This window comes from Nakamurella sp. PAMC28650, from assembly GCF_014303395.1.
Taxonomy (GTDB): domain Bacteria; phylum Actinomycetota; class Actinomycetes; order Mycobacteriales; family Nakamurellaceae; genus Nakamurella.
In genome coordinates this window covers 1,027,860-1,045,164 of record NZ_CP060298.1, presented here as the reverse complement: position 1 = coordinate 1,045,164, position 17,305 = coordinate 1,027,860, and the positions used below count along the sequence as shown (strand labels likewise).

Genomic DNA, 17,305 nt, shown 5'->3' with positions numbered 1-17,305 from the left:
GTTCTGGCTTATCTAGGGTCAGTCACTATCCAGGAGCACGGTGTGCGCGGTGTAACGATATGGCGAAAGCTGCTCGGTGTCGAGCAACTGCAGGTGTGCGATGTGGCGTGGGAGGAGGCCGACGACCGGCAGGTGCTGGTCGTTTCGGTGCGTGCGACGAAGGGCGCCCGGAGTAGGTGCAGTCGATGCCGGCGTAGACGGCCGGGCTATGACCAGGGCGGCGGAACCCGGCGGTGGCGGTCGCTGGACTGGGGGTCGACGATGGTATTCCTGCAGGCTGCGGCTCCGCGGGTGAACTGCCGGACGCACGGGGTGGTCGTCGCGGCGGTGCCGTGGGCCCGACCCGGCGCGCGGGCAACCCGAGCGTTTGAAGACCAGTGCGCGTGGTTGGCGGCGCACACCGCTTCGTCGGTGGTGGCGCAGTTGATGCGGACGTCGTGGCGGCATGTGAGCGCAATCATCGAGCACGTCGTCGCCGACGGTTTGGCCGGCCGGGACGTGCTCGCGGGGCTGCAGCGGATCGGCATCGATGAAATCTCCCACCGCAAAGGCCAGCGGTATCTGACGTGCGTGGTCGATCAAGACTCCGGCAGATTGGTGTGGGCCGCACCGGGCCGCAACAGCGACACCCTGGGTCGGTTCTTCGACCAACTCGGCCCAGAACGGGCGGCGGCGTTGACGCACGTCTCGGCCGACGGGGCGCAGTGGATCCACGACACCGTGACGGCCCGCGCGCCGCAGGCGGTGCTGGGATTGGATCCGTTTCATATCGTGGGGTGGGCCACCCGGGAGTTGGACAAGGTCCGTCGTCAGACGTGGAACACGCTGCGGGGTAACAGTAGCTCTGCGCAGGCGTCGTCGGTGAAGGGCAGCCGCTGGGCATTGCTGAAAAACCCGGCGGACCTGTCCCCGGAGCAACGCGGGCCGGTCGCCTCGATCGCCCAGACCAACCGGCATCTGTATCGGGCGTATCTGCTGAAGGAGCAACTGCGCGCGGTGTTCCAGGTCAAGGGCCAGGCCGGCCGTGAACTGCTGGCCGGCTGGATCGCCTGGGCCCGCCGCTCCCAACTCCCCGGCTTCATCGCCCTGGCCGCAACGTTGAAGCGGTTCCAGCAGCTGATTTGGAACACCCTGATCCACCACATGAGCAACGCCCAATCCGAGGCCACCAACACCCACCTACGGGCCTTGACCCGCAGGTCGTACGGCTTTCACAGCCCAGAAGCGTTGATAGCCATGGCAATGCTCACCCGCGGCGGGTTATGCCCGCCGCTTCCCGGACGCTAAACCACCCACGAAAACGTCAGGAGACCCTAACTTAACGGCATTGGTATTTACCCGACCAGCACCCAGAGGTGGTTTGATGCCTCCCCACGCAGGGCGACACCGAAGGGCCAAAGCCTTCATCAGATGCACAGCCAACACATCAAGAGGCGCTACCTACCCACCAGCGCCCCTCTCCGCGCCCGTGGCGCACCTTTTCCCATAATCCCCAGGGCTGCCTCAGTTGTCGCCAACCGGCGATGGGCGACCGCCAGTTCCCTGGTGAGCCGGGCAATCTCCGCCTGATCAGCGGTGGGCCGGCCCACCTTCTCACCCGGCTTCTTCCCCGCCAGCAACCCGGCATCGCGCAGCTGCCGCCACTGGGTGATCTGCGAGGAGTACACGCCCTGCTCCCGCAGATACGCACCGCCACCACCCTCGCTGGCAGTGCAGGCCACCTCGTACGCCGTCAGGTGCTCGATCTTCTCCGCAACGGTGAACGCCCGCCGCCGTCTGGGACCACCCGCTCTCGGGCCTTCGGTACTCACCGATTCATCCTGAACCATCACTGCTGTCATCACTACGAACCTCAGAATCTCGCCCTGCGTCAGGCGGACTTGCTATGAACCGCTGGCCTCAACTCATCCTGGCACGCAGGGTATGTCTGGACGGTTGCAGTGAGTCAACCCCGCCGCCGCACTCTCCCGGATAGGCGGGCGTCCCTGGCGCCTCGGTCCGCCAGCATTACCTCAGACCAGGTCGGTATCAGTGCATTCGCAAGGCACAGTCCCGGGCCATTCTTCACGACGGAACGGAAACTATTCGTCTCCATCATCGTGGTCGGTGTCGTCCTGCTAACAGGGTGGGTCGTGATTCGTCCGCCCGAGCCTGATCCTTTTTTGCACCGCTGCGGAATCCAACTGTGCCTGGAAGCCAACTCCTTCAGCATCCACGGCGGGACTGCGTATGGCACCTATGATCGGCCAGCCGCGGAGGTGGCGCTCGCAATGGCCGCTCACATCAATACCCTTGCTGTCGTGGAGTTTGAGACAAAACACCATAATCTGTTCGATGCAATGTCCTTGGCGACCTGGACGCGCGTCGACAGGTTCATCGCTATGGCCCACGCCAACGGAATTCATATCATTCTCACTCTGAGTAGCTACGCGCAGTCCCTGCAACATTCGGGCAAGACACCCACCCGAACTGACTGGCAGCCCTATTTGCGTTTTATCGCAAATCGCACCAATACAGTGACTGGTATCTCCTACAAGGACGACCCAACGATAGGCTCTTGTGACGTTCTCGTGGGTGGTTTGACCCCTGGTTGTGGGCGACACACCGGGCTGCGTATAGGTTCTGGCTTATCTAGGGTCAGTCACTATCCAGGAGCACGGTGTGCGCGGTGTAACGATATGGCGAAAGCTGCTCGGTGTCGAGCAACTGCAGGTGTGCGATGTGGCGTGGGAGGAGGCCGACGACCGGCAGGTGCTGGTCGTTTCGGTGCGTGCGACGAAGGGCGCCCGGAGTAGGTGCGGTCGATGCCGGCGTAGACGGCCGGGCTATGACCAGGGCGGCGGAACCCGGCGGTGGCGGTCGCTGGACTGGGGGTCGACGATGGTATTCCTGCAGGCTGCGGCTCCGCGGGTGAACTGCCGGACGCACGGGGTGGTCGTCGCGGCGGTGCCGTGGGCCCGACCCGGCGCGCGGGCAACCCGAGCGTTTGAAGACCAGTGCGCGTGGTTGGCGGCGCACACCGCTTCGTCGGTGGTGGCGCAGTTGATGCGGACGTCGTGGCGGCACGTGAGCGCAATCATCGAGCACGTCGTCGCCGACGGTTTGGCCGGCCGGGACGTGCTCGCGGGGCTGCAGCGGATCGGCATCGATGAAATCTCCCACCGCAAAGGCCAGCGGTATCTGACGTGCGTGGTCGATCAAGACTCCGGCAGATTGGTGTGGGCCGCACCGGGCCGCAACAGCGACACCCTGGGTCGGTTCTTCGACGAGCTCGGCCCAGAACGGGCGGCGGCGTTGACGCACGTCTCGGCCGACGGGGCGCAGTGGATCCACGACACCGTGACGGCCCGCGCGCCGCAGGCGGTGCTGGGATTGGATCCGTTTCATATCGTGGGGTGGGCCACCCGGGAGTTGGACAAGGTCCGTCGTCAGACGTGGAACACGCTGCGGGGTAACAGTAGCTCTGCGCAGGCGTCGTCGGTGAAGGGCAGCCGCTGGGCATTGCTGAAAAACCCGGCGGACCTGTCCCCGGAGCAACGCGGGTCGGTCGCCTCGATCGCCCAGACCAACCGGCATCTGTATCGGGCGTATCTGCTGAAGGAGCAACTGCGCGCGGTGTTCCAGGTCAAGGGCCAGGCCGGCCGTGAACTGCTGGCCGGCTGGATCGCCTGGGCCCGCCGCTCCCAACTGCCCGGGTTCATCGCCCTGGCCGCAACGTTGAAGCGGTTCCAGCAGCTGATTTGGAACACCCTGATCCACCACATGAGCAACGCCCAATCCGAGGCCACCAACACTCACCTACGGGCCTTGACCCGCAGGTCGTACGGCTTTCACAGCCCAGAAGCGTTGATAGCCATGGCAATGCTCACCCGCGGCGGGTTATGCCCGCCGCTTCCCGGACGCTAAACCACCCACGAAAACGTCAGGAGACCCCAACGATAGCCATGGTGCAGATCTGGGGCGAGGCATGTTTCCCTGGCGAAACCGACAGCACGTGCCCCGCCGGGACCTCAGGTACCGCAACTGACATGGTCAACTTCTATCATCGAACACTGACCGAGTGGCAAGCGCTAGCCCCGAACATTCTCATCACTACTGGCGGCTTCTCGCACCTGAACAGCACAAACAGCTCGGGAATTCCCTGGCAGACCATCATGTCGGACCCAGCAAATCCGCTGTGCGAACTGGAAATCAACTCCGAAGGCGACCTTAACGGCGCCGTGAGAAAAGTCGCGAACTTTTGCCGACAAAAAGGTAAACCTTGGTACCTCGCGGCGTGGTCCTCGTGCTACAACGACCCCGAATACCCGATTCCTATGCTCACTGACTCCGCTATGGCCACCCACGCCCAACGTATGTACGACATTCAACACGGCAGTGACCCAGCAACCATACCCGCGGTCGGGGCTACGTTCTGGAACCTCAAGGACGCCGGGGCCGTTCCTGGCCATTGCGACATCGGCCCCGCCTTCCCGCTGACATTTGACGTCATCAAGAACAACGCTCCCAATGGCCCCTGACCTCAAGGCATTCAACCATGAACCCCACTTGTCCAATCTTAGCGGCGGCGTCCAGCATGGAGTCAATGCTGCGCAATCTGTGCATCCCGGAACCGGTCTGTGGTGGATGGCGAAAGCAGAGTCCGAATCTACGAGGTAGGTACAAGGGGAGCCGGCCACGCGGTGCCCGTTGCCATTAGCCTCAATCTTTCTTGAGATGACTGGCCTTCCCTCGGCGCGATAGATCTGGTGTTGTGACGCCCGCCGCGGGGTCTGCGGGTTCGTCGGAGCGACCCAAGGTCACCTGGGTGGTGCCGGATTCCACGTTCCGGTGGTTCTTCTTGTTGCTGGTCGGGTGGGGTTGCTTGGGGTCAAGTGGCCTGCGGGAGGGCGTGCAGTCGGGTCAGGCCGGTGGTGAACAGGTGCCGGTGCGGGGCGTGCCCGGACAGCCGAAGGTAGGTGCGTCGGGATCGGCGGGCGATGATCCCGGCGACGGAGAACAGTTGAAGCCTCAGTCGTTTCGGTTCCCAACGGCGCGCTCCGGTACCCGTCAAGGCCAGCATCTGCAACCAGGCGGTCAGCTCGGTGGCCAACTGGACGACGGCGACCCAGATCTGGTTCTGCGCGAACCCGGTGAGCGTTATCTGAAGTTAGCTCGTCGGCGTCCACGACGTGCACGACACAGGCTGAACGTCCCACTGTTTGCGTGCTGGATGCGGTTATCTGCCGTTGTCCAACACGGAGATGGAGGGTGCGATGCGGGTGCAGCGGTTGGTGATGCCGGGCTCGGGTGTCGGGTCGTGGACGGTGCTCGGCGAGGATTTGGCACCGGTGGTGCCAGTGGAGCGGTTCCTGGCGTTTCTGGCGTCGATCGGGCGTTCACCGCACACGGTCCGGGCCTATGCGCATGACTTGAAGGATTGGTTCGTGTTCTTGGCCGGCCGCGGCGTGGATTGGCGGTCGGCGAGGTTGGAGGATGTCGGCGCGTTCGCGGGTTGGCTGCAGCTGCCCCCGGCCGGGCGGGACGGCCGGGTGGCGGTGTTGCCGTCGGCGCCGCGGCAATGCTGCGGGTCGAGCGTGAACCGCAAACTTGCTGCTCTGACTTCGTTCTGCGAGTTTCATGCCCGACACGGGGAGCCGTTGGCGGGGCTTCTGGTGACGACTGCACCGCCCGGGCGGGGCCGGGGTTCCTCCTCGTTCAAGCCGTTCCTGCATCACATCAGCAAGTCCGGACCGCAGCGTCGCCGGACGATCACGGTGCCCGCGGTGACCCCCACACCGCGGGTGCTGACCGTCGATCAGGTGCAAGCAATTTTGGATGCCTGCCAGCACTTGCGTGATCGGCTGCTGTTCGCTTTGCTGCTGGACACCGGCCTCCGAGTCGGCGAGGTGTTGGGTTTGCGCCACGAGGACCTGATGATCGCCGAGCGACAGGTGCTGGTGGTGCCCCGCCGCAACGACAACGGGGCCAGGGTAAAGGCCGGCCGTCGGCGGACCATCCCGACGAACGCCGACGTGATGCGGTTGTATGCCGACTACCTGAGCACCGAGTACGGAGCGTTGGATTGGCGACTACGTGTTCGTCAATCTGTTCGGCCAACCGCACGGCCAGCCGCTGACCTATCCGGCGGTCTATGACCTGGTGCGGCGGCTACGTCGTTGCACCGGAATCACTTTCGGCCCGCACATGTTCCGTCACACCTACGCCACCTGGCTGTTGCGGCGGGCTGCTGGGGTGGAAAGTGTCAAGGAACTCCTTGGGCACGCTTCGATCATCACCACGATTGACACCTACGGTCATCTGGGTGTCGAGGACGCCCGACGGGCGTTGGAGACCGCCGGGTGGTTCATCGGACGGGAGGTGACGTTGTGACCGCCGAGACGGCGTGGCAGCGACCGGCCTCGACAGGACTGCTGACCAAATTGATGACCGCAGTGCGTCCGCAGTTCCGGGTCGAGGTGTATCTGCCGGATCCGGGCGACCGGATCCTGGGCCGGCCGCTGTGTTCGGTGCTCGGATGCGACCGCTCCGGGGCTGAGCATCGACTCTGCAGCGCTCACGGCTTCCGATGGCGGGCGGCGGGGTGCCCGGACATGTCGGTGTTCCTGGCCGATCCGGGGCCTTTGCTGCACGGCCGGATTGAACTGTCCGGCTGCGCCGTGGACGGATGTCGTTACGGCACTCATGGTCTGGGGTTGTGCACGCGACACCGCGGCCGCTTTACCCGCTCGGGTCAATCAGAGCCGGCGACGTGGGCGGCGACGTTTCCCACCGTTTCCGAACCTGACCACGCGCAGCGCGGGCTGCCGTTTTGCAGCTTGTGGATCGAGTATCGGCATCAGCTGTTCTGCAAGTCCCACCACACCCGATGGTGTCAGCTCGGCCGACCAGCGATCCAGGACTACATCACCCATTGCCTGGACCGCGGCAAGGCCCGTATCAACTTCTCCACGCTGACGCCGCAGCTGAAGCTGGAATTCCAATACGCCGTGCAACGCCGCTTCGATGACAACAGCATCACCGCACCAACTCCGGTGATCAACTGGGCGATCCGGGTCGCGGCGAACGCCGGGGTCTCGAGCCTGTTGGACTACGACGAAGACCATTGGAGAGCAATGACTGCGAGCAAGTCCTCCTGCTCCTACCAGGGCTTCCTGATCCATGCCCGCAACGCCGTCGAGCTTCTGGCCCAGGGCACCGGATGGGAGGTGGAATACGACCGGGACATCTGGCGACTGCATACCCTGCCGGGCGTGACCCGCAACCCAGGCAAAACTGACAATGCCCGGAACAACTTACGTTTCGACCGGATCAGTCAGCCCTGGCTACGGAATCTGGCTAAACGGTGGATCCGGCAGCGGCTGGTCTCCGGGCTGGCCGTCAGCACCGTCCTGGTCGACGCCGGGGCGGTCACCAGGTTCAGCCGTTTCCTTGACCAGTGCAGCCCGACGATTTCTTCCCTGGCCGGCGTCGACCGACCGCTGCTGGAACGCTATCTCGGGTGGCCGGCCGGCCAGAACGGCAGCCAGGCCATGCGGGAGGACGCCGTCACCTGCCTGCACACGTTCTTCCAAGCGATCCGCCAGCACGGGTGGGACGACAGCCTACCCACCACCGCCGCATTCTTCCCCGGCGATGCTCCCCGCCGACCGCCCGCAGCGTCCCGCCAGTTGTCCGAGCATGTGATGGCGCAGATCGAATCGCCCGCCAACCTGGACCGGTGGTCGCATCCGCAGTGCCGGCTGCTCACCCTGATCCTCATCCGCTGCGGACTACGCGCATCGGATGCGACCAGTCTGGACTTCGGGTGCCTGATCCACGACGGACAGGGCGCCCCCCAGGGCCCCGGCAAAGTCGCAGATCGCTCATGTCGGGCTGTTTTAGCTGGTCAGCACGAGTTTGAGTGGTCGGTGGGGGTCTCGGGCGTGATGTCGGACGGCTTCTGCGATGTTGCGGGCTCCGTCCAGTCGAAGAAGTCCGATGGCCAGGTTTCGTAGTGTGGCCATGACCTGGGGTCCGTTGCCGGTGCGGGCCTGGGACAGGTCTTCACCGAAGGTGACGTCCCGGACCCAGTGCAAACGGTTTTCAATCGACCAGTGTCCTCGGAGCCAGGTGCCCAGCTGCGCGGCGGACGCCTGGGTCGGGTGCAGGTCGGTGACCGCGTAGACGGTCTCGGTATGCCACTTCTTGGATCGGATCGACCGGACTTTTCTGCTCACCTGAATCGCCTGGGCGGCGTGCGGAAACAGAATTCCCGCGGCGATGGTGACGACTTTGAGGGGTAACTGGTCAGGTCTCACCGCGGTGAAATAGACTGTCATTCATTGGGCGAATAGACCGGAGAATGTCGATCTATGTGGGGTGAGCCGTGTCGGCGTGTCGCCGAACAATGGTGTTGTCTGATGCGATAATAATGGAATGACGCAGCCGACGTACGCCGAACTGGTGGAACTGATCGTCGAAATGCGCACCGAACTGAACATCCTCCGCGCCGAGAATGCGGCATTAAAGGTGCGGGTCGCGGACCTGGAAGCACGGTTGCGGACCAACTCGCAGAACTCCTCGAAGCCACCATCGGCGGACGGACCCGGCAAGGCGAAGACCAGGTCGCTGCGCACGCCGTCCACACGCAAGCCCGGCGGACAGGACGGGCACCGCGGGCAGACTTCAGCCCAGGTCGCCGACCCGGATGTGGTGATCCGCCACGAACCGAGCTGCTGCACTGGCTGCGGATCGGATCTGGCCGATGCGACCGAGGTTGGCTGCTCACGCCGGCAGGTCTTCGACATCCCGCCGATCAAAGTGCACGTCACCGAACATCAGATCATCAGCCGCCGCTGCCACTGCGGGAAGACCTCGACCGGCGACACACCCGCCCAGGCGGGCGGACCCGTGCAGTACGGGCCGGTGATGTGCGCGGTCGTCATCTATCTGTTCATGGGGCAGTTCCTGTCCAAGAAGCGGACCGCCCAGGCCATCAGCGAACTGTTCGGCATTCCTGTCTCTGATGGCACCGTCGCCGCGGTGACCAGTCGCGCCGCCGGTGACCTGGGCGAATTTTTGGCCCAGGTCACCGCCCGCTTGAAATCCTCTCCGGTGGTGCACTTTGATGAGACCGGGCTGCGCTGCGAAGGTCGCAACCACTGGCTGCACTCCGCGTCCACCCCGGCCTTCACCAGACTGTTCTTCCACCGCAGACGCGGTACCGAAGCGATGGCCAAGATGAACATCCTGCCCGGCTTCACCGGCACCGCCGTCCACGACGCGTGGGCACCGTATGACACCTACACCGCCGCGCGGCATGCGCTGTGCAATGCGCATCTGCTCCGCGAGCTACAGGCCGTCACCGACCACCACCACGCCAGCAACACAGACCTGCCCGGCGCCTGGTGCTGGGCGCAGCAAGTCCGCGACGCGCTGCTCACCCTGCACAAAGCGGCCGCCGCCCACCCCGACACCCCCGTCGACCAGGCGGTCATCGCCGCCGAAACCGTCAAGATCCGGCACGCCCTCCTCGCCGCCACCCACCCCGACGGCGCCATCGGCCGCAAACACCGAGCACTGGCCCGCCGCATCCACCGCAGAGAAGTCGACTACCTCAAATTCGCCTCCGACCCGGCGATCCCGTTCACCAACAACCCCACCGAACAAGAGATCCGCATGACCAAGATCCGACAGAAAATATCGGGCACCATGCGCACCGAAAAAGGAGCCGGACACTTCGCGGACCTCCGCTCCTACCTACAAACGACCGCAAAACACGGCGTACCAGCCCTGGCCGCCCTCACCCAGCTGACCAGCAGGAACCCCTGGCTACCCGCCCACACCTGACCAGTTACCTTGAGGGTTCGTTTCTCGATCCGTCCGTGTCCGCGGTCCTTCTGGGTGTCGGTGACGTCGACGTCGTTCCATGGGAGTTGGGCCAGTCGCCGCCGCAGCGTCGGTTGGTTACCTTTCACGGTGAGCAGGTAATGCGCTCCGCGTTGCTCCACGAGATACTTGGCATGGATTTTCTGGCAGTGCATCGCATCGGCGGTGACCAACGCACCGAGCAACTCGATGTTGTCTAAAAGCTCGGCGAACATGGGGATCTCGTTGGTTTTGACATCGACGTCCAACTGCCCCAGGACCAGGCCTGCGGTGTGAGTGAGCGCTGAGAGCAGATGTCGGCACCGGCCGCCGGCCACGGCGGATCCCCGGACCGATTTGCCGTCGACTGCGATCACTTGAAATGTTTTCGACGCGGTGGCGACCACAGCGGCCCAGGTCCCGACGATGACATCCAAACCGTCGGCGTTGATCCTGTTCAGGGTTCGCCGGATCGTCGACTCGCAGGGTCTCTCACTGGATACGCCAAGTTTGGCCAATACTGCTGGTGCGGTGTCGGCGGCCCATTCGGCGATGGCGACGAAGGAGCGGGCACCGGCGATCACCGCGCACGCGGCCACCGCCAAAATGGTGGACAAGCCGTGCCGGCGGCCGCGCGCGCTGCGGGGGTCGGGAACCGATCGCAGGGCTCGGAGCAACGCCGCCGGCGCCGTGGGGATGTCGGGGAACTCATCTTCGTCGAATTGGTCAACGACGGTATACCTGGGTGATGATGACATCGGGCGTGGTCCTTGGCTGTGAGTGAGTGGCCTCAAGAACCTTCATGATCATCACCGTGGGCCACGCCCACCCGCAAACCGCCCCTCCCGGCGTGTCGCAACCCATCGCCGCAGCTCAAGAATTGTCAACCCGACTTTGCCGGGGCCCTGGGGCGCCCCCTACCTGCGATACGTCAACCACAAGATGCGCCGCGAGGCGGCCGTGCCGATCGATGAGGAACTAGAAACCGAGATCTGCAGGCAGCAAACAATAGTCGCTGAACAATGGCCCGGCGCCCACCCGCACCTGTTCCCCGCTTTGACCGGCAACGCCAACGGGCAACGCGCGATGACCTACTACAGCTACCGACTGATGATGCTGCATTGGCTGAAGGTCTGCGACATCCGCGACGAACAAGGCGATCCCGTGCATCTGACTCCCCATCAATGGCGTCACACCTTCGCCTGCCGACTGATCAACCGCGACGTCCCGCAGGAAGTCGTCCGGGTGCTGCTGGACCACGAATCAACCCAGATGACCGCCCACTACGCCCGGATCACCGACCAGACGCCTTCGGCGACGCTGGGAACAGGCCACCAAGGTCAACATCAACGGCGAACACGTCACCCTTGACCCCGACGGCCCACTCGCACAGGCGCAATGGGCGAAAACCCGCTACGGCATCGCAACCCAAACACTGCCGCACGGCTACTGCGGACTCCCGGTGCAGAAAAGCTGCCCGCACGCCAACGCCTGCCTGACCTGCCCGGTCTTCCTCACCGGACCGGAGTTCCTGCCCGAACTACGAGAACACCGCGGCCGCACCCTCACCCTGATCAACACCTGCCAGGCTGTCGGCCACTCCCGCGTCGCCCAAATGAACCAACAAGTCCTGACCAACCTCGACCGCATGATCGAAGGCATCCAAACACCCCACCCACCAACCTATCTCCCACCTCACGACGAGGCTCCGATGCGATCTGACAACTCCGCGCACCTACTCGCAGCGGCCCGGAAACGAGCCAGCCAGACCCGCCGCCAGGCCGAGGCCGCCCTCACACGGATCACCGCCGACGCCGCGCCCGTCACGTTCGACTCCGTCGCCCGCGAAGCCGGCGTGTCCCGCTCCTGGCTCTACGCCCAACCGAACCTACGCGCAGAAATCGACCGGCTCCGGCAACAAACTCCCGCAAAGACCGCGCCCGCACCGCCGCCGCCGCCCCAACACGCCTCCGACACCTCAACACCGTCCACGACGCATCCTCCCAGCTCACAGCCCCGCCGACGGCTCCAGCTCGAGATAACGTCCGGACGGTTCACAGCCAACGCTGCATGGTTGGTGTTGGCGTGCATCGCTTTCAACCTAATGAGATCAGCCGAACCTCTCCTCTGGAAGGATCGGTGGTGGCAGCAGCCGGCGGGACAGCACTCACTTCAACCTGGCCTTCCCTGATCAAGGGGATGAAGCCTTGGGTGAGACCGTGCGCCCGCCGGTTGCCGGCAGCCGGACTGCTGATGGGATGTCGTGCCCGCTTCGGCGTGAGCACTTTCATTAGGTTGCAGGGTCTGCTGGGTTGCTGTCGACCGGTTCGGCTCGAGCACCATCAGGAGATGAGGCACCGCATGCTGTTCGTCGGGGACGACTGGGCCGAGGACCATCACGACATAGAACTGGAGGACGATGCGGGCAAGAAGTTGGCCAAGATCCGACTCCCGGAAGGATTGGAGGGGGTCACCAGACTGCACGCCGTGCTCGCCGCCCACGCCCCACCGGAATGGACCGAACTGCCGGCCGATGAAGCCGCCGCACAGGTCATCATCGGCATCGAAACCGACCGCGGTCCGTGGGTGACCGCACTTCGTGCAGCCGGCTACCAGGTGTTCGCGATCAACCCGCTGTCCTCGGCGCGATACCGGGAACGCTATTCCACCTCCGGCGCCAAGAGCGACGCCGGAGACGCGCACGTGCTGGCCGAGATCGTCCGTTTGGACCGGGCCCACCATCGCCAGATCGCCGGTGACAGCGACCTGGCTGATGCGGTGAAGTTGCTCGCCCGCGCCCACCAGACCGCAGTGTGGGAACGGACCCGCCAGCAACTTCGCCTGAGATCCGCGCTCAATGAGTTCTTTCCCATTGCAGTGCAGGCTTTCTCAGACTTGACGGCGCTCGACAGTCTTCTCCTTTTAGGCCGGGCACCGGACCCAGAGCGCGCCAAGAAGCTGACCCGCAGCCAGATTGTCTCTGCGCTGACCGCCGCACGTCGCCATCACGTCCAGGACAAAGCCGACGCTCTCCTGGCCCTATTACGAGCACCAGCGCTGCGCCAACCACTGGCCACCGAAGCCGCCTACGCGGCGGTCGTCACCGCGCACGTGGCGATGCTGATGACATTCAACGAGCAGATCCGGCAGCTCGGCGAGGTGGTGGCAGAAAATTTTGGCCACCACCCGGCCGCTGAGATCTACCTCAGCCAGCCGGGCCTGGGCATCGTCCTCGCCGCCCGTGTGCTCGGAGAATTCGGCGACGACAAGACCAGGTTCGCCAACGCCCGAGCCCGCAAGAATTACTCCGGGCAGAGCCCGATCACCCGAGCCTCCGGCAAGAAAACCACGGTCCTGGCAAGGTTTGCCACCAACCGACGACTCGGTGACGCGCTGCATCAACAGGCCTACTCCGCATTGAGCGGCTCACGCGGCGCCCGGGCCTACTACGACGCGATGCGCGCCCGCAACATCGGTCACCACGCCGCGCTCCGGCAGCTGGCAAATCGGCTCGTAGGCATCCAGCACGGTTGCATCAAGACCGGGACCCTCTACGACGAGAACACCGCCTGGCAGCATCACGAAGCTGTCGCGCAGACCACCGCAGCTTGACACCATTCGCCATGGGATGTCTCACCCGCGCCGCCGCGACCATCGCGCAAGGGACCTCGACCAAGGCCACCACCGCAACGATCCGCCGGACCCTGATCAACGTCCCGACCCGGGTCTCGGGCACCGCCAACACCCTGACCCTGCACCTGCCGACCAACGGGCCCTGGCAGCAAGGATGGGATCTGCTGTTCACCCGGGCCTGCGGCCCACCACCAAAATGGGCCCGCTGACGCACCCGGACAACCACCCCCAGCATCACCCCGAAATCAACACGCCCCACCGGACAGCTGGCACACCGGCGGATCAACCACGCCCCACGACGGCAAGATCAACTTGCCCCGAGAAGGATCAACCCCCGACCCGGGTCGGTGGATCCAGGCTTAAACCCCTTGACAAACACCGAAACGGTGAGTTCGGGTGCAGCGACAGGATCTGTGGTGGTGGTGGAGTCCCACGGTTGGTGCACCCGGTATGCAGTCCGCCCGTGGCCTCGGCGAAGCGTCGCCGGTGGCGGGGGTCGGCCCACTTTGTATCTGCCTGTGCGCCGGTGATCTGGCTGCACGATCAGGCGAGAGTGCGCCGGCCCGTTATGCAATGGCGAACGCGGCCCTCCGGCTCAAGAGAACTGGCAGATCTTTCCCCGGTTCTTTTCTTGACTTGATCCAGAAATGAGGTCACACTGCGGGGGATGACATCGATCGGGCGTTTCGAGCAGATGTTGCGGGAGGCCGCGTTGAGTGTGACGCGCCCGCGGCTGGCGGTGCTTCGCGCGGTGGAAACGCATCCGCACGCCGACACGGATTCGATCATCGGCGCGGTGAAGGTCGATCATCCCCAGGTGTCCCGCCAGACGGTCTATGACTGTCTGCACCGGCTGGCCGCGGCGGGTCTGCTGCGGGTCATTCAGCCGTCGGGTTCGGTGGCGCGGTATGAGTCGCGGGTGGTGGACAACCACCACCACCTGGTGTGCCGGGCGTGCGCCGTCATCACCGATGTGGACTGTGCCGTCGGTGAGGCCCCCTGCCTCACTGCCTCCGACGACAACGGCTTCTCGATCGACGAGGCCGAGGTCACCTACTGGGGCCTGTGCCCCGAATGCTCCGCTCGCTCGGTGCCCCCGGCCCCGATCCCCAACTCCCGGAAGGATTCCCGTGTCTGAGAACCACAACGCAGTCGTCGGCGACATGCAATCGTCGGAGAGCGAGGCCCAGTGCCCCGTGAACAACGCCAATGTCCGACACCACCCGACCGAAGGCGGTGGGAACCAGGACTGGTGGCCCAAGCAGCTGAATCTCAAGATCCTCCGCAAGCACCCCGCTGTCGCGAACCCGATGGGCGAGAGCTTCGACTACGCCGCCGCTTTCAACACGGTCGACCTGGACGCCCTGGCGCGGGACGTCGACGAGGTGCTGACCACCTCGCAGGAGTGGTGGCCCGCCGACTTCGGCCACTACGGCCCCTTCATGATCCGGATGGCGTGGCACAGCGCGGGCACCTACCGCATCAGTGACGGTCGCGGCGGCGCCGGCGCCGGCATGCAGCGCTTCGCCCCGCTCAACAGCTGGCCCGACAACGGCAACCTGGACAAGGCGCGTCGGCTGCTGTGGCCGGTGAAGAAGAAGTACGGCCGCACCCTCTCGTGGGCCGACCTGATCATCTTCACCGGTAACCGGGCGCTGGAGACGATGGGCTTCAAGACCTTCGGCTTCGCCGGCGGTCGTCCGGACGTCTGGGAGCCGGACGAGGACGTGTACTGGGGTCCGGAGCAGACGTGGCTGGGCGACGAGCGCTACACCGGCGACCGCCAGCTGGAGAACCCCTTGGCCGCAGTGCAGATGGGTCTGATCTACGTGAACCCCGAAGGACCGAACGGCGTCCCGGACGCGTTGGGTTCGGCCCGGGACATCCGTGAGACCTTCGCCCGGATGGCGATGAACGACGAGGAGACGGTGGCGCTGGTCGCGGGCGGGCATACGTTCGGCAAGACCCACGGTGCGGCCGACCCGAATCTGTACGTGGGTCCGGAACCCGAGGGTGCGCCGCTCGAGGAGCAGGGCCTGGGTTGGAAGCAGAGCTTCAACACCGGCAAGGGCCGGGACGCGATCACCAGTGGGCTGGAGGTCACCTGGAACTCGACCCCAACCACTTGGGACCAGAGCTATCTGGAGAATCTGTACGCCTACCAGTGGGAGCTGACCAAGAGCCCGGCCGGTGCGCACCAGTGGCAGCCCAAGGGCGGCGCCGGCGCCAACAGCGTCCCCGACCCGACGGACGGCTCCCTGAGCCGCCCCCCGACGATGCTGACCTCGGACCTCGCGCTGATCGTCGACCCGATCTACGAGCCGATTACCCGCCGCTTCCTGGCCAACCCGGACGAGTTCGCCGACAAGTTCGCCCGCGCCTGGTTCAAGCTGACCCACCGCGACATGGGCCCGATCCAGCGTTACCTCGGACCGCTGGTCCCGGACGAGACGCTGATCTGGCAGGACCCGGTCCCCGCCGCCGACCACGAGCCGATCGGCGCCAACGAGATCGGCAACCTCAAGAGCCTGATCCTGACTTCGGGACTGACTGTCTCCCAGCTGGTGTCGACCGCATGGGCGTCGGCGTCGACGTTCCGTGGGAGCGACAAGCGGGGCGGCGCCAACGGCGCCCGCATCCGCCTCGAGCCGCAGCGCAACTGGGAAGCCAACGATCCGGAGTCCCTGGCGCAGGTGCTGCGGACACTGGAAGGGATCCAGACGTCCTTCGCCGGGCAGGTCTCGCTGGCGGACCTGATCGTGCTGGGCGGGTGCGTCGGTGTCGAGCAGGCGGCCCGGAACGCCGGCCATCAGGTGAGCGTCCCGTTCACCCCGGGTCGGACCGATGCCTCCCAGGAGCAGACGGACGTGGAGTCCTTCGCTGCGCTGGAGCCGAAAGCGGATGGTTTCCGCAACTACCTCGGGAAGGGAAACCAGCTGCCGGCCGAGTACCTGCTGATCGACCGGGCCAACCTGCTGAACCTGAGCGCACCCGAGATGACGGTGCTCGTCGGCGGTCTCCGGTCCATCGGCGCCAACGTCCAGCACTCCCCGGTCGGCGTCCTCACCTCGACGCCCGGGTCGCTGAGCAACGATTTCTTCGTGAACCTCATCGACATGGGGACCACCTGGAAGCCCAAGGCCGACGACCAGGACCTCTTCGAGGGCCGTAACGGCGCCGGCGAGGTCATCTGGACCGGTAGCCGTACCGACCTCGTCTTCGGGTCGAACTCGGAGTTGCGCGCGCTGGCCGAGGTCTACGCGAGCGACGATGCGAAGGACAAGTTCGTCACCGACTTCGTCGCGGCCTGGGACAAGGTCATGAACCTGGACCGGTTCGATCTCGTCTGACCCGAGTTAGGATTTCCGGCGTGAGCACAACGTCTAGGTCTGCCGTTGCGTGGACCTGGACGTTTTGCCTTTGACCGCAGGAGCCCTGGGCCGGGCAGGAGGCCCGAATCCGGGTGGACCAGAGGGCCAGACAGCTCGGCGGTCGCCACCACAGCGTCGGAACAGACAGCCGCTGACCGGTGTCAGTGAGCGTGGGGTCCGACGTAGTACACCGACCAGCATCGCGTCAGTGAGCAGGCGGGAGGGTAAGAACCGAAGACAGTGAGTAGTTCGATACACCCGGGTGGGGAAAGCGAGACGCCGCTACCTGTTCCCCAGCAATGCGGGCAGATCACCGATGATTGACATCTGTCCAGCCCCCCGCGGACCCGTCCTGATCCGAAACCGCGACCGATCATGCCGGGGCGAGGGTAAGAACCATGGGGTGAATCGGGAATAGCGGCTGCAGGCGGGAAATCTGTTACGTAGAGCGT

General features: G+C 64.9%; 14 protein-coding genes and 2 pseudogenes. 12 read left to right on the top strand and 4 right to left on the bottom strand.

Features of this window, described 5'->3' with window-relative positions; genetic code table 11:
* Nucleotides 1–42: 42 nt before the first annotated feature.
* Nucleotides 43–1,287, top strand: coding sequence for an ISL3 family transposase (locus H7F38_RS04735; RefSeq protein ID WP_187090264.1), 1,245 nt, complete (start codon nt 43–45; stop codon nt 1,285–1,287).
* A 149-nt stretch (nt 1,288–1,436) separates the two neighbouring features.
* Here the strand turns inward: H7F38_RS04735 and H7F38_RS04730 are convergent, their stop codons facing one another.
* Nucleotides 1,437–1,811 (bottom strand): hypothetical protein, encoded by a 375-nt coding sequence (locus H7F38_RS04730; protein WP_187093078.1) that lies wholly within the window; start codon nt 1,809–1,811, stop codon nt 1,437–1,439.
* 850 nt (nt 1,812–2,661) lie between these two features.
* Here H7F38_RS04730 and H7F38_RS04725 point away from each other — a divergent pair.
* Entirely contained in the window at nt 2,662–3,906 is a 1,245-nt protein-coding gene (locus tag H7F38_RS04725; RefSeq protein ID WP_187093077.1) for an ISL3 family transposase, read from the top strand.
* 122 nt (nt 3,907–4,028) lie between these two features.
* Complete coding sequence (locus tag H7F38_RS04720) at nt 4,029–4,520, top strand: hypothetical protein (protein WP_187093076.1); 492 nt, start codon at nt 4,029–4,031, stop codon at nt 4,518–4,520.
* A gap of 350 nt (nt 4,521–4,870) precedes the next feature.
* Here the strand turns inward: H7F38_RS04720 and H7F38_RS04715 are convergent.
* Nucleotides 4,871–5,143: pseudogene (locus H7F38_RS04715) on the bottom strand (transposase); the annotation flags it as partial.
* 112 nt (nt 5,144–5,255) lie between these two features.
* Between H7F38_RS04715 and H7F38_RS04710 the strand changes: the two are divergent.
* Both H7F38_RS04710 and H7F38_RS25470 read left to right on the top strand, forming a co-directional pair.
* A pseudogene (locus H7F38_RS04710) lies at nt 5,256–6,372 on the top strand (tyrosine-type recombinase/integrase).
* Entirely contained in the window at nt 6,369–7,997 is a 1,629-nt protein-coding gene (locus H7F38_RS25470; protein WP_222618451.1) for a hypothetical protein, read from the top strand. The pseudogene H7F38_RS04710 and the gene H7F38_RS25470 overlap by 4 nt, the downstream one beginning before the upstream one ends.
* On the opposite strand, the gene H7F38_RS26485 is transcribed toward H7F38_RS25470, so the two are convergent.
* Nucleotides 7,881–8,321: a transposase gene (locus H7F38_RS26485; RefSeq protein ID WP_370531295.1), complete on the bottom strand. Its 441-nt coding sequence runs from the start codon at nt 8,319–8,321 to the stop codon at nt 7,881–7,883. The genes H7F38_RS25470 and H7F38_RS26485 overlap by 117 nt on opposite strands.
* Before the next feature lie 97 nt (nt 8,322–8,418).
* Here H7F38_RS26485 and H7F38_RS04700 point away from each other — a divergent pair, with 97 nt between their 5' ends.
* Complete coding sequence (locus tag H7F38_RS04700; protein ID WP_187093075.1) at nt 8,419–9,831, top strand: IS66 family transposase; 1,413 nt, start codon at nt 8,419–8,421, stop codon at nt 9,829–9,831.
* Here the strand turns inward: H7F38_RS04700 and H7F38_RS04695 are convergent.
* Nucleotides 9,738–10,607 (bottom strand): ISAs1 family transposase, encoded by an 870-nt coding sequence (locus H7F38_RS04695; RefSeq protein ID WP_187093074.1) that lies wholly within the window; start codon nt 10,605–10,607, stop codon nt 9,738–9,740. The genes H7F38_RS04700 and H7F38_RS04695 overlap by 94 nt on opposite strands.
* Nucleotides 10,608–10,791: 184 nt before the next feature.
* Here H7F38_RS04695 and H7F38_RS04690 point away from each other — a divergent pair, with 184 nt between their 5' ends.
* From H7F38_RS04690 to katG, 6 genes are all read left to right on the top strand, one after another.
* Nucleotides 10,792–11,220: a tyrosine-type recombinase/integrase gene (locus H7F38_RS04690; protein WP_187093073.1), complete on the top strand. Its 429-nt coding sequence runs from the start codon at nt 10,792–10,794 to the stop codon at nt 11,218–11,220.
* Between the two features lie 244 nt (nt 11,221–11,464).
* Nucleotides 11,465–12,040, top strand: a complete 576-nt coding sequence (locus H7F38_RS26480) for a DUF6262 family protein (RefSeq protein WP_370531329.1) — start codon at nt 11,465–11,467, stop codon at nt 12,038–12,040.
* Nucleotides 12,041–12,210: 170 nt separating this feature from the next.
* Nucleotides 12,211–13,461 carry an IS110 family transposase gene (locus H7F38_RS04685; RefSeq protein WP_187094485.1) on the top strand — a complete coding sequence of 417 codons (1,251 nt, stop codon included), beginning with the start codon at nt 12,211–12,213 and terminating at the stop codon, nt 13,459–13,461.
* A gap of 11 nt (nt 13,462–13,472) precedes the next feature.
* On the top strand, nt 13,473–13,691 hold the full coding sequence (locus H7F38_RS04680; protein WP_187093072.1) for a hypothetical protein: 219 nt from the start codon (nt 13,473–13,475) through the stop codon (nt 13,689–13,691).
* A 458-nt stretch (nt 13,692–14,149) separates the two neighbouring features.
* Nucleotides 14,150–14,620: a Fur family transcriptional regulator gene (locus tag H7F38_RS04675; RefSeq protein ID WP_187093071.1), complete on the top strand. Its 471-nt coding sequence runs from the start codon at nt 14,150–14,152 to the stop codon at nt 14,618–14,620.
* Nucleotides 14,613–16,832 carry a catalase/peroxidase HPI gene (katG, locus tag H7F38_RS04670; RefSeq protein ID WP_305080157.1) on the top strand — a complete coding sequence of 740 codons (2,220 nt, stop codon included), beginning with the start codon at nt 14,613–14,615 and terminating at the stop codon, nt 16,830–16,832. The genes H7F38_RS04675 and katG overlap by 8 nt, the downstream gene beginning before the upstream one ends.
* Nucleotides 16,833–17,305: the final 473 nt, after the last annotated feature.

What these genes read in the sequence shown, in the direction of transcription:
- H7F38_RS04720 (WP_187093076.1), top strand. Translation starts at nt 4,029, where the DNA reads ATGGTCAACTTCTATCATCGAACACTGACCGAGTGGCAAGCGCTAGCC.
- H7F38_RS26485 (WP_370531295.1), bottom strand. Translation starts at nt 8,321, where the DNA reads ATGACAGTCTATTTCACCGCGGTGAGACCTGACCAGTTACCCCTCAAA.
- H7F38_RS04700 (WP_187093075.1), top strand. Translation starts at nt 8,419, where the DNA reads ATGACGCAGCCGACGTACGCCGAACTGGTGGAACTGATCGTCGAAATG.
- H7F38_RS04695 (WP_187093074.1), bottom strand. Translation starts at nt 10,607, where the DNA reads ATGTCATCATCACCCAGGTATACCGTCGTTGACCAATTCGACGAAGAT.
- H7F38_RS04690 (WP_187093073.1), top strand. Translation starts at nt 10,792, where the DNA reads ATGCGCCGCGAGGCGGCCGTGCCGATCGATGAGGAACTAGAAACCGAG.
- H7F38_RS26480 (WP_370531329.1), top strand. Translation starts at nt 11,465, where the DNA reads ATGAACCAACAAGTCCTGACCAACCTCGACCGCATGATCGAAGGCATC.
- H7F38_RS04685 (WP_187094485.1), top strand. Translation starts at nt 12,211, where the DNA reads ATGCTGTTCGTCGGGGACGACTGGGCCGAGGACCATCACGACATAGAA.
- H7F38_RS04680 (WP_187093072.1), top strand. Translation starts at nt 13,473, where the DNA reads ATGGGATGTCTCACCCGCGCCGCCGCGACCATCGCGCAAGGGACCTCG.
- H7F38_RS04675 (WP_187093071.1), top strand. Translation starts at nt 14,150, where the DNA reads ATGACATCGATCGGGCGTTTCGAGCAGATGTTGCGGGAGGCCGCGTTG.